7 protein-coding genes are annotated in these 12,813 nt (G+C 48.3%); 3 read left to right on the top strand and 4 right to left on the bottom strand.

Annotated features, from left to right (window positions below; genetic code table 11):
• The first annotated feature begins 100 nt into the window (after nt 1-100).
• Both HMPREF9442_RS06360 and nrdG read left to right on the top strand, forming a co-directional pair.
• A complete protein-coding gene (locus tag HMPREF9442_RS06360) occupies nt 101-2,314 on the top strand; it encodes an anaerobic ribonucleoside triphosphate reductase (protein ID WP_008626579.1) in 2,214 nt (737 codons plus the stop codon).
• 6 nt (nt 2,315-2,320) lie between these two features.
• Entirely contained in the window at nt 2,321-2,809 is a 489-nt protein-coding gene (gene nrdG / locus HMPREF9442_RS06355) for an anaerobic ribonucleoside-triphosphate reductase activating protein (RefSeq protein ID WP_008626577.1), read from the top strand.
• A 138-nt stretch (nt 2,810-2,947) separates the two neighbouring features.
• On the opposite strand, the gene HMPREF9442_RS15330 is transcribed toward nrdG, so the two are convergent.
• From HMPREF9442_RS15330 to typA, 4 genes are all read right to left on the bottom strand, one after another.
• Nucleotides 2,948-8,278 (bottom strand): FG-GAP repeat domain-containing protein, encoded by a 5,331-nt coding sequence (locus tag HMPREF9442_RS15330; protein ID WP_008626575.1) that lies wholly within the window; start codon nt 8,276-8,278, stop codon nt 2,948-2,950.
• Between the two features lie 283 nt (nt 8,279-8,561).
• Nucleotides 8,562-8,738, bottom strand: a complete 177-nt coding sequence (locus HMPREF9442_RS16715) for a T9SS type A sorting domain-containing protein (protein ID WP_008626573.1) — start codon at nt 8,736-8,738, stop codon at nt 8,562-8,564.
• Nucleotides 8,735-10,288, bottom strand: a complete 1,554-nt coding sequence (locus HMPREF9442_RS06345) for an endonuclease (RefSeq protein ID WP_008626571.1) — start codon at nt 10,286-10,288, stop codon at nt 8,735-8,737. Before HMPREF9442_RS06345 ends, HMPREF9442_RS16715 begins: the two co-directional genes overlap by 4 nt.
• Before the next feature lie 216 nt (nt 10,289-10,504).
• A complete protein-coding gene (gene typA / locus HMPREF9442_RS06340; protein WP_008626569.1) occupies nt 10,505-12,307 on the bottom strand; it encodes a translational GTPase TypA in 1,803 nt (600 codons plus the stop codon).
• A gap of 153 nt (nt 12,308-12,460) precedes the next feature.
• Between typA and rpsO the strand changes: the two genes are divergently transcribed.
• Nucleotides 12,461-12,730: a 30S ribosomal protein S15 gene (gene rpsO / locus HMPREF9442_RS06335; RefSeq protein ID WP_008626566.1), complete on the top strand. Its 270-nt coding sequence runs from the start codon at nt 12,461-12,463 to the stop codon at nt 12,728-12,730.
• The last annotated feature ends 83 nt before the right edge of the window (nt 12,731-12,813 follow it).

Genomic DNA, 12,813 nt, shown 5'->3' with positions numbered 1-12,813 from the left:
AACGTAATAAGAAAGATACAAAATTTTAGATGCCGGAGAAACAGGGCTTCTTTTAGAAAAAGGAGGCCGGGACTTTTTCGGCCCGGAAAATAAATGCAATATGATACAGACAGTTGTTAAAAGGGACGGGCGCATCGTGGGTTTCAATGCCCGGAAAATCGGGGATGCCATACGCAAGGCCATGGTACACACCGAGGCCGGTGAGAATGAAGAGCTGATTCATTTGATATGCGAACACGTGACGAACCGTGGCAAGGCACAAATGACGGTGGAGGAGATTCAGGATGCCGTGGAAATGGAATTGATGAAAAGCCGCCGTAAGGATGTGGCGCAGAAATATATCGCTTACCGTAACCAACGCAGCATTGCCCGCAAGGCCAAGACACGTGACATATTTCAGGAAATCATCAATATCAAGTCTAACGACGTGACTCGCGAGAATGCCAACATGAATGCCGATACGCCGGCCGGCATGATGATGAAGTTTGCCAGCGAGACCACCAAGCCTTTCGTAGACGACTACCTGCTGAGTGAAGAGGTGAAAGAGGCGGTCAAGCACAACTATCTGCATATCCATGACAAGGATTATTATCCCACCAAAAGCTTGACGTGCGTGCAGCATCCGCTCGACCACATCTTGAAGCATGGTTTCTCTGCCGGACACGGGGAGTCCCGTCCGGCCAAACGTATCGAGACGGCCAGTATTTTGGCCTGTATTTCCATGGAAACGGCACAGAATGAGATGCACGGCGGCCAGGCTATTCCTGCGCTTGATTTTTATCTGGCTCCTTTCGTGCGTGCCAGTTTCGTCGAAGAAGTGAAGGTCTTGGAGGAGTTGAACGCCGAAGACTACTCTCTTTTATATCATAAGGAAGTGGACGACTTTGTCACTCGTCCTCTGGATGGCCTGACCGGCGACGCACGTATCCTCCAGCATGCGATGAACAAGACTGTGGCCCGGGTGCATCAGGCTATGGAAGCCTTTATCCACAATATGAATACCATCCATTCCCGTGGGGGGAATCAGGTGGTGTTCAGTTCCGTGAACTACGGTACGGATACCTCGGCCGAGGGGCGTTGCATCATCCGCGAAATCCTGCGTAGTACTTACGAAGGGGTGGGCAACGGCGAAACTGCCATCTTTCCGATTCAAATCTGGAAAAAGAAGCGGGGTGTGAGTTATTTGCCTACCGACCGCAATTACGACCTTTATCAATATGCCTGCAAGGTGACAGCCCGTCGTTTTTTCCCGAACTTTATTAATTTGGATGCCACGTTCAACCGGCATGAACTGTGGCGTGCCGACGACCCGAAACGTTACCTGTATGAAACGGCTACGATGGGTTGCCGTACCCGCGTCTTTGAAAACCGTTTCGGGCCGAAGACTTCTATCGGACGGGGAAATATTTCTTTTTCAACCATCAACATCGTGCGTCTGGCCATCGAGTGCATGGAGATTGTAGATGAAGAAGAACGTATCGCTCGTTTCTTTGCCAAGCTCGACCACATGTTGGAAATCACGGCCCGTCAGTTGCATGAGCGTATGGAGTTCCAGAAGACAGCCTTTGCCAAGCAATTCCCGTTGGTGATGAGTGCGCTTTGGTTGGGATGCGAGAAGCTGAAGCCCAACGATACGATAGCTCCGGTGATTAACCAGGGGACGTTAGGCATCGGTTTCATCGGTTTGGCCGAATGCTTGGTCGCTTTGACCGGCAAGCATCATGGAGAGTCGGAAGAGGCACAGCAGCTCGGCCTGAAGATCGTGACCTATATGCGCGACCGTGCTAACGAGTTCTCGGAACTCTACCAACATAATTACAGCGTGTTGGCCACTCCGGCTGAAGGATTGGCCGGAAGGTTCACCCGGGGCGACCGCAAGCAGTTCGGCGTTTTACCGGGTATTACCGACCGTGAGTATTATACCAATTCCAACCATGTGCCGGTGTATTACAAGTGCAGTGCCCGTCATAAGGCCGAAGTTGAGGCACCGTATCACGACCTGACGCGGGGCGGTCATATTTTCTACGTGGAAATCGACGGGGATGCCACCCATAATCCGGAAGCCATCATGCGCGTGGTGGACATGATGGACAAGTATAATATCGGCTACGGGTCGGTAAACCACAACCGTAACCGTTGCATGGCTTGCGGGTACGAGAATGCCGAACCGGAGATGAAAGTGTGTCCCAAATGCGGCAGTGGGCATATAGACCGCCTGCAACGCATTACCGGTTACTTGGTCGGGACGACCGACCGTTGGAACAAGGCCAAGTTGGCCGAACTGAATGACCGTGTGGTGCATGAAAACCGATAAACGACGATGATTTCAGTCATAAAGATTGTTGAGGACACAACGGTGGACGGACCGGGATTCCGTACGACGGTGTATGCCGCCGGGTGTCCCAATGCCTGTCCCGGCTGCCATAATCCGCAGTCGTGGGACATCGGGGCCGGAATCCTGATGACGACGGAGGAAATCATGCAGGTCATCCGGGCCGATGAGTTTGCGGACGTGACGTTCAGCGGTGGCGACCCGATGTTCCAACCGGAAGGATTTGCCGAACTGGCAGAAGCCGTGAAACGGGAGACCGGAAAAAACATCTGGTGTTATACCGGTTATAAGTTCGAACGGTTGCTGCACGACCGGCGGCAGGCTGAATTGCTGCAATACATTGATGTGTTGGTGGACGGGCCATACGTGGAATCCTTACGCGACCGTGACGCGTTGTTTCGCGGTAGCCGCAACCAACGGCTGATTGACGTGCAAGCTTCTTTGCGCGAGGGCGAAGTCGTTTTGTACGCGCAATGAGATGATAGGGCTGCATTCTAATACGCATCCCGCCACGTTCTTATCGGGGGCGTGGCGGGATGTAGCTGTTTGTGATTGGGTATGGAAAAGTCGTTTACTTCACCGGTTCACTGGTTGTTATTAAGAATTTCTGTCATATTATAAGCCTCTGTTCACGATGACTTTTTCGGAATTAACCAAATAGAAGCCTGGAGGCAAGGGTATGTCGATGCTTCTTGTTTGCAGGAATTTCGAGAAGATACATTTTCCCTCAATGTTAGTTACCGTGACTTTTTGTGGGCTTTGTACTTTCACATTCACGCCGTGTGCTATAGCTGTAACCTTAAGCTTGTCCGCAGAATTTGTTGTTCCTTTTATTGCGTTCGGGTCTTCAATGGTGAAAGTCTGTTCGGGAGCGAATTCCGAACCTTTGTAGCCAGCATCAATGGTTTGCACACTCCAAGCATACTTGCCAACGGGAAGACCTTGCAGCTTCCATCCGTGGTTTGTCCAAGCGTTGCCCATCCTGCTGACGCGACGTGTCCCTGTGGTAATGTCTGCATCGGGAGAGGTGAGGTATCGGCCTGTATTGAGGTCTCTGATGTAGAAGTTGTATGATAAAGAGTTTTGGGGGCTTTCTTTGTCTGAGCCTGTATTCCATTTTAGTTCTACTTTATCCTTGCTTATTGTGGCAGAGAGTCCGGATGGGGCTTTGGGGGCCGTGTTGGCGTTGTTTGTCGTGTTCTTGCACAACGTGGCTATGCGCCGGTCTGAAGTATGCCCGTTGAATCCGCCATTGCAATTGCCGCTGATAAGTATGTCGTTCTTTCCATTGCCGGTAAAGTCTGCTACTTCAATGGAACCTTCACTTACACCGGGCAGGTCGATGTCTGCCAATATAAAGTTTCCCTTGCCGTCATTCAGATAGATATCAGTCTGGGAAATGTTTCCCTGAGAGATATTCCAACCCGTAATGATGAGGTCTGAATGCCCGTCGTTGTCCCAATCGCAGAAACGTAAGGGCTGTGTGACGTTGTCTAACATGTACTCGCTGAATTCTTGATGCTTGGTAAATCCGCCTTGTTTGTCGTTCAGATATAAGGTCACCGTTTTTCCGCCTTGTTCAGCCGGAGTATCCCATTGTTCTCCAAGTGCCAATCCGCCTATGGCAATGTCTATGTATCCGTCGCCGTTGACATCGGCATAAGCCATGCTGCCACGTGTGCCTTTTTCCGTGAATCCGACGTTCCTTTCAGTGAAATTACCTTTTCCGTCGTTATACCATATTTTGGTGTACGCGCCTCCCGACTTGTCCGACAAAAGGCAGATATCTACATTTTGGTCATTGTTGAAGTCTGCATGAATCATGTTCGGGTCTGAGAAACCTCCGGGTAGGGTGAGTTTGGAAACCGGGTCTGCGAATGAACGGTCGGCCTCTTGTAAATAGAAGTCATTGTCTGCCTCGTTTCCTATGAAAAAGATGTCGTTTAAGCCGTCATTGTTTATGTCTGCGATACCACAGGCGGGCGAAGTGTTCTTTTCTTTTCGGAGTTCTGTTTCTTCCAGTCGCCCGGTTCCATCGTTAAACAGTATGGCATTGTAGCTGTTCCAAAAGTCCCATCCTGCTTGTATCAAATCTATGTAGTTGTCACCATTCAGGTCGCTGGCGGCTAGATTGTTCAGGTGCAGCCTCTTTAGTCCTTGGGTTGCAGCGAATCCATAGTTTCCTGTGTTTATGCGAACACCAGCCGTTTGCACTTGGAAACTTTCTCCTCCTCCGTACACAATGTCGGGCAAGTTGTCGTTGTTTAGATCAACGGCAATGGCAGTTCCAGTTTTGAATCCTTCATTTGGGGCAATGTAGTCGATGCGTTCTGCTTTGTTGGGTTCCGAAATGGAGTCCAATGGTGCATAATCGTATGTTTTTACTTTATCCCGTATATATGTGAATTTGTCCTCTAGGCCAGCTGTGAGTTTAATGCTTTCATCCACTTTGGGGCTGTTTTCTCCCCATGTGTTGTGGTTCCCGTTTTTGTTCTTTGAAATTTCACCACGGGAGCACCAGTTGTCTTTTACCGTAAAATAATCAGTTCCTTCATCGGTATAGATGTCGAATTGTGAATGGCGCATGTCCCACATGACAGGGTCGAATAGAGGGTCGCCAACTCTTTCTATCCTGTTTCTCTGGATGGATGAATTGGGTTGTGCAGATAGTGTGTAAATGGCACCGGCATCACGCATTTGGGTGGCAAACCCGTTGATATGGTTGGCGGTTATGTGGTTGCCATGCATGCAGCTGAGTGCCTTGTTCCATCCCCATCCCATGCTGATGGCCGAGTATGGTAGGTCACGGAGCTCGTTATGGCAGATATTTACATTGGCAGCGAAACCTACACAAATGCCAAGGCATCCCCAGTCTTCATTGGCTGTGTTCACGATATAGTTGTTGCTGATGTAGATAGAGTCGCATACCTCCCTGAAATCTTTGGGGTTGTAAGGTTGGTGGGCTTCAAACGTTTCACTTCCGAAGAAGCCGGCTTGTATGGCGGTTCCTCCAATATCGTTAAAGGCGCATCCTTCTACTTTCACTTGTTTGGTTCCGCTCTCAAAGTCTACGGCTGTAGATGCCATGTGTTGGAACAAACAGTCTTCGAAGTTAATGCCACGGGCGTTCTTTACGCTGATGCCGGCTGAGGGCCGACCTACGTATGCCACGTTGCCCGCCGCTGTGCTTGGGTCTGAATATGCGTCAATCAGGTATTGCCCAGCTTGCAGTGATATCTGTCCGGAAGTCGAAGGGCGCATCCATGTGGTATGTTCGAACGTGATGCCTTTAAACGTGATGTTGCTGACAAGGTTGTCAAGAGTTCCTTCAATATTCACTAAAGTTTCATGGATTGGGGCGATAGCCTTTATGGCGTCGACCTTTTCATTGAAGCGTGGCCAGTAATAAACTTTGCCATTGACGCGATCGTTGAACCATTCTTGTGGGCGGTTCAGCAGTTCCAAGGCGTTGGAGAAGTAGTAGCAGTGGTTCGAGAAACTGTTTTCTTCTGCCTTAAGTATCGGCCAGGGGCGTTTAAATTCAATTTCACTCTCGGGCTGTTTGAATGTCAGGGTGCTTTGGTAGTCATTATTGTGTTTGATGTTTTCTACCCTCATGTAGTTTATTACCCAGTCTTGAATAATAGTCATTTCCAGATTTTCGGGGATTTCATTGAACTCCGTAGGACGTGGAATTACAAGTTCACCGGCACTTTTGTCAACAGAAATGAGGCGTGCCATGGAGAGGTCGTCGAAAGTGCTTGCTTTTTTCATTTTGACACCGTTTACATAGAGTTGACGGAAATCCAATGGATTGCCGTTTATTCTTGGCGTAGAGGCCGTCCATATGTTTTGTTGTGCTATTTCAGGAAGCATGTCTACGATGCCTGCATTGTTCCATCCTTTGATTTCTGCGCCTCCGCTTATGACTGGACTTTCTCCTTCAGCCGCTTCAATAATAGTCGGAGAATATGGTTTCCCGGAATCCTCATGCGTCAAGGTTATGGTCTTATCCAGACTGTATGTACCTCCTTTTAGTATGATATGGATTTCGCCTACTGGAGAGTCTTTTTGTCTTAATTTTCTTGCGTGTGCAAGTGCATTCCCTATAGTGGCGAAAGGATTTAGTTCTGTGCCTTGTGAGGTGTCGTTGCCATCGGGGGCTACATAGAGATAAGTCGAAGGGGGGATGGTTATGGGGTTATATCGTAAGGTAAGTTCGTTTTCTCCCTCTTCCAATATTATTCTGTTGTTTCCATTTTCGCGGTCTAACTCGTAATAAACTCCGTTCGATACAAAAGAATCGTATTCTTTGCCTTGTGCGATGAATTCATGTCCAATCATAAGGTATTGTGAAGGTTCCATGGAAATCCAGTTTCCCATGATGGCCGTGTCGTTCTTGATAGTGTTGCCGTTGGTGTCTATGAAATGTATTTTCAAGGACGGCTCTTCTACTGTGTATAACTCATAATTGTCGATATAAGCTAAACCGTCAGCGTGGTTGCCGGTGAAGAATATATTGCCACCGGCATCAGAGGTCTTTAATGTGAAGTCTGCTTTTTGCCACTTTTCGTAGCCTGTATTGGAGTTGAAATAGATGTCTCCGTTTCCTAATCCATGGTTGAACCAACCAAATTGTGCAGTAACGTCTTTTGTTGCATAAACCTGGGCGATGAGTCTGTAAACCGTATTGGGTTGGAGGTTATGTATTTCCAGTGTCCCTTTAAAAGGGGCGCTTACGGCAATACTTGTTTTTCCGTTACGGATATATTTTAAGTTGGTGTTGATTGTTTTGGCTCCCCATCCGCCGAACTTGTTTAAGTCCCTGCAATAAGGGTCTTCGATGAGGTTTTTTCTGTCTGGATAGGTTTGCGTGAAAGAATCGTCAGTTGGTATGACTTTGTAGTTGATGATATACGTTTTTGAGGAAGTATCGTCTTCTGCCGTTACGACAATCTCTGATTGTCCCGTACCGGATGTCAGGTTTACGGTATCATCTCCTGTGATTTCCTGTTCAGGTTCTTGCTTCTCGCATATAGGTCGTATGGAGGTGTTTCCGGCCAGTAATACGTTATACTCTGTTATATCGTAAGAAAATTCAGGTTCCATTTGCCCGTCGGGAATGGTGATTGACATCAGATTGGCGTTGTTGCTCTGTCCGGTAGACTGTGTAAATTGCAATCTCAGGATGTTCTCACCTTCTTCAATGATAATGCGGTCTGAATTAGATGCAGTGTTATAATGGTACTTTATACCTTCTTTTATAATGACTTGTTTGTCTTTTTCTGCAATGAATTCTTGCCCGATTCGTAGGTATTTGGACGGGTCAGGTCCCCATTCTCCGGTAATTGTCCGTTCTTCTTTTAATGAATTGCCTTTTTCGTCCACGTATTGAATCCGGATAATGGGTTCTTTCACGATATAGGCTTCGTAATTGTCAATGTAAACATTACCGTTACCGGTGGCACCTACAAAATAAAGGCCGGTGGCATTAGTGTCGGATGTCTTAAATGTAATATCCACGGTTTCCCATTGGTTTGTTTTTTCTGAAATCCACAATTCAATGTCTTCATTGCCGTATGAATGGTTGAATGCGTTGATTATGGCAGATGTCCCGGTAGGAGCATACGTACGTGCCAAGAACCTGTAAACAGTGTTGCCTTTCAGGTTGTTTAGTTCGAGTGTTCCTCCCCACGGTGAAGCGACAGCGATACTTTTATCTCCGCAATATACATACTTCGGCTCTGTGTTGATAGTTTTTGTCCCCCAACCACCGAAGCCATTAAGGTTGTCGCATTCAGGATGCGGAACGAGGTTTTCTTTCTCTGCGTAAGTTGGTGTGAAACATGGAGATTCATCGGGAGTGTGTCCCGTGGTGATGCTTGTCATGGAGATTGTGGATATTGCTAATATAGATATACCCACGGTGGTCTTGATGTTAGCCATACATGAAAGATATTAAAATTAGGGTCGTATTTTCAAGACAAAGTTAGAGGTTTTATTTATGGGGCATTTGTATAAAACCGGCAAATAATAGGACTTTGTCGATATTTGTGGCTATTTGTTTGTTTCTGAATTATGCTAAATGAGAATTTCATAGCTTTTCGGGTGTAACTGACATAGGGAGAAAAGAAAGTTATGGCAACAGTCTATATAGGGTAAAAACAAATTCTGCCATGCCCTTTCATGGTACATGGCAGAATTTGTTTATGGGGTTGGTGCAGGAAATTTATCTCACTAATACTTTGTTTCCTTTGATGACGTACATGCCTTTTTTCAACCCGTTCAGGGCTTGTGATGCTTGTACGTTTTGTCGCACGAGCTGCCCGTTGATGGTGTACACGTCCACAAGGGAATCTTCCGTTGCTACTACTTCCTTGATGCCGCTGCCCGAGGTCGTGTTCACGTAAGTGCTACGGGTTGTTGCCCGTTGGTGTCGTAGCAGGCGAAACGGGGCGATGAAGCGTTGTATTGGATGGTGCGGCTCTTATAGGCGTTGTTTTGTATGGAAGCCAGTCCGCCGCTTACGGTGATGGTCCACTGTGCGTTTTTGCTGCCGGCTTCGTCTGAGTTGTGCAGCTTGTTTTTGTCTGAAGTCAGCGACAGGTAAGCTTTTGCGGTGGCATCATACAGGGTGTAGGCACCTTCCTGTCCGCCGAGGATGACTTGGAACGGCTGTCCGTTGCCGTTTACTTCCGTGCGGATTTGGCCTGTTTCGATGGTAACGTCCTCACAACTCCTGAAATCATTTTGAATGGCTCCCATGGCCTTGTTCTTGTCTTCGCACACTATCAGGTAACGTTTGCCTATTTCAAGTGCGTCTGTCGAATTTACTTTTTTGAACGTCTGTATGCCTTCGTCCGGAAGGGTGCTGACAATCGTGTAGGTCGCGCTTACCGTTTCGCTAATCTTGTCCTCTTTCATGGCATAAGCCTCGATGGTGGTCGGTTCCGTGATTTCCACATAGGCGGGCGATTCTTCCGTGCGCAGGCTTCCGCCATTGAGGGAATAGACTATGTAAGCAGCCGGAGTGGTGGTACTTATCGTAACCGTAGTGCCTTTGTCCACGCTGCCTGCAGACGGCGTGAAGGTGGGAGTGGCCACGTCATCAGGATTCGGAGGAGTCACTTCGCCTCCACCGTCGTAATTGTCGGGGTCGAAGGGAATGCCGGTTTTGCTGCCCCATACATATTGTTCCAGTCCGGGGAAGTCGATATAGGGGTTGCGGTTCTTCTGTATTTTATACACCGCATTGTTGCGGGCAATCTCTTTAGGGCTTACGGGGTCTTCGGTGGCCCAACGCAGCAGCATGTCGAGTGCCCATTTGGCATAGGCCGGATAGCTGTTGTGAGCCAACATGTCGCTGTTCCATGTGGCGATGCGGTCTTCATAACAGGTGGCCATATAGAAGTAGGAACGTGCGAAGTCGCCCTTATATTCATCGTCGGGTTCAAACACGGTGCCGCTGTAACCCGGAGACGTGCATTTGCCAAGCTTGCTGTATCCGCCATTGGATTTATATTGTTCTCCATTGGTCTCGCCGAAAGGGTAGTTGCCACGTCGGTTGTTCACATAGCCGTCTGTAGGATACAGATGGAACAAGTCGGTGTACATCGGACTGGCGTCGTTAAACCAACTTTTGGGGAATGAGTGTTCTCTGTTGTAACAATCTCCTTCATTCTTGTAAGTGCCGCATTGGTCACTGGTAAAAGTGAAATCTGTGGTAGAAGAGTACATGTCCCATACTTTTCCGTCTTCTCGCCGGTCGGTACTTTGCATGTCGGTCCACAGTTGCTTGTAGCTTCGCGCCGTATGGTCGGTGATAATCTGGTACAACGCCGTTTTCAGGGATTTCCCTTTACTGCCTGTGGCATCCGTGTAATAGCCGGACGGAGCTTGTGCCCATAATTGGATGAGGACGCATAGGAGCGTCCAGGAAGTAAATAGTCTTTTCATGACTTATGGTTTTTATGATTTAAATGTAAAAGTATGGAATAAAGTCATAGAAGAGTACGGCGTACAGCGTAATTTATGTTAAACTGCGTGCGGAAAGTTCCGAAATAACCTTTAGCTCGGACATTTTGTAAACCAATCGTATTTTCTGCAGGATGGAATAAGAAAGGCCGCCTTTTCGGGGCGGCCTTGGGTATGCGGATATTGCCGGATGAGGTCTCAGTCGCGGTTGGCGCGTTTGCGTTCCGTGTGGTCAAGGATAATCTTGCGCATGCGCATGCTCTTGGGCGTTACTTCCACGTATTCGTCTTCACGGATATATTCCAAAGCTTCTTCCAAAGAGAGGATGGTGGCCGGCACGATGCGGGCCTTTTCGTCGGAACCCGAAGCGCGCATGTTGGTCAGCTGCTTGCTTTTGGTCACATTCACCACCAAGTCTTTCTCGTGGATGTGTTCTCCTACGATTTGTCCTGCATAGACTGCGTCCTGCGGTTCGATGAAGAACTTGCCTCGGTCTTGCAGGTTGTTGATGGCGTAGGCGAAAGCCGTTCCGCTTTCGAGGGCAATCATAACCCCGTTGCTGCGACGGCTGATGTCGCCTTTATATGGTTGGTATTCTTTAAAACGGTGGGCCATAATAGCTTCGCCCTGACTGGCCGTGAGCACGTTGGTACGCAGCCCGATGATGCCGCGCGAGGGAATATCGAATTCGATGTCCACGCGGTCGCCCCGTGTTTCCATTGAGGTCATTTCACCTTTGCGGCGGGTCACCATGTCAATCATCTTGCTGGAGAACTCTTCGGGCACGTTGATGGTCAGTTCCTCGATAGGTTCGCAACGCTGTCCGTCGAATTCCTTGTAGATGACTTGGGGTTGCCCTACTTGCAATTCGTATCCTTCGCGTCGCATCGTTTCGATGAGCACAGAGAGATGGAGCACGCCGCGTCCGGCTACAATCCAACGGTCGGTGTACCCGTCCGGCATGGAAACGCGCAGGGCGAGGTTCTTCTCCAGTTCTTTTTCCAACCGTTCGTTGATGTGGCGGCTAGTGCAGAACTTGCCTTCTTTGCCGAAGAACGGCGAGTCGTTGATGGTGAAGAGCATGCTCATCGTCGGTTCGTCGATGGTGATGGTGGGTAGCGGTTCCGGGTTTTCGTAGTCACAGATGGTGTCACCGATTTCAAAATTCTCCAAACCTACGATGGCACAGATGTCGCCCGATGACACTTCGGTGGCTTTTTGCCGTCCCATGCCGGTAAACGTATGCAGTTCTTTGATTTTGGTCTTTTCACGGCTTCCGTCACGGTGGCAGATGGTGATGTTCATGCCCTCTTTCAGGGTGCCCCGGTGTACGCGTCCCACAGCGATACGCCCTGTATAGTTGGAATAGTCCAATGAAGTGATGAGCATCTGGGGCGTGCCTTCTAACTGTACGGGTGCCGGAATGTGTTCTACGATTTGGTCGAGCAGGTAGAAGATGTTGCCTGTCGGGGTTTTCCAGTCCTCGCCCATCCAGTTGTTTTTGGCAGAGCCGTAGATGACGGGGAAGTCAAGTTGGTCTTCCGTGGCGTTCAGGTCGCACATGAGGTCGAATACCATTTCGTATACTTCTTCGGGACGGCAGTTCGGCTTGTCTACTTTGTTGATGACCACGATGGGCTTCAGTCCGATTTCGAGTGCCTTTTGCAACACGAAACGTGTCTGAGGCATCGGGCCTTCAAAAGCGTCCACCAAGAGGATGCAGCCGTCGGCCATGTTTAACACGCGCTCTACCTCTCCGCCGAAATCGGAGTGTCCCGGAGTGTCGATTATATTGATTTTCGTACCTTTATAATTAATGGAAACATTCTTGGATAGAATGGTGATACCGCGTTCACGTTCCAGTTCGTTGTTATCCAACATCAATTCGCCTGTCTGTTGATTTTCGCGGAACAGGTTGCCCGCCAACAGCATCTTGTCCACCAACGTAGTCTTTCCGTGGTCTACGTGGGCAATAATAGCAATGTTTCTAATGTTCTGCATACTTTTTACCTAAAATAATGTGGCAAAGTTACTACAAATAATTGGAAAAGTGCGGAATAGGGGCAAAAAAATGAAAGAAACTTTTGGCGTAAAGGGAAAATGTAGTACCTTTGCAACCGCTAAGAGTATTAATGGTTTTAAAAACTTAATTTTATGTATTTAGACTCAGCTAAGAAGCAAGAAATCTTTGGACAGTACGGGAAGTCTAACACTGATACTGGTTCGGCAGAGAGCCAGATTGCATTGTTTTCATACCGTATTTCCCACTTGACGGAGCACATGAAGCAGAACCGTAAAGATTATAGTACTGAAAGAGCTTTGACTATCATGGTAGGTAAGCGTCGCGCTTTGTTGAACTACCTGAAGGCTCGTGATATCGAAAGATACCGCGCCATCGTCAAGGCTTTGGGCTTGCGTAAGTAATTCGCATGCCGCACTGAAGATTTTAACCGCTTTCCCTTGTGGAAGGCGGTTTTTTTTATTACTTTCGCACGCGAACCAGAAAT

The organism is Paraprevotella xylaniphila YIT 11841 (genome assembly GCF_000205165.1).
In the GTDB taxonomy this organism is placed as follows: Bacteria; Bacteroidota; Bacteroidia; order Bacteroidales; family Bacteroidaceae; genus Paraprevotella; species Paraprevotella xylaniphila.
Note: the sequence above shows the minus strand (reverse complement) of the source record. Positions and strands in the feature narration are given on the sequence as shown.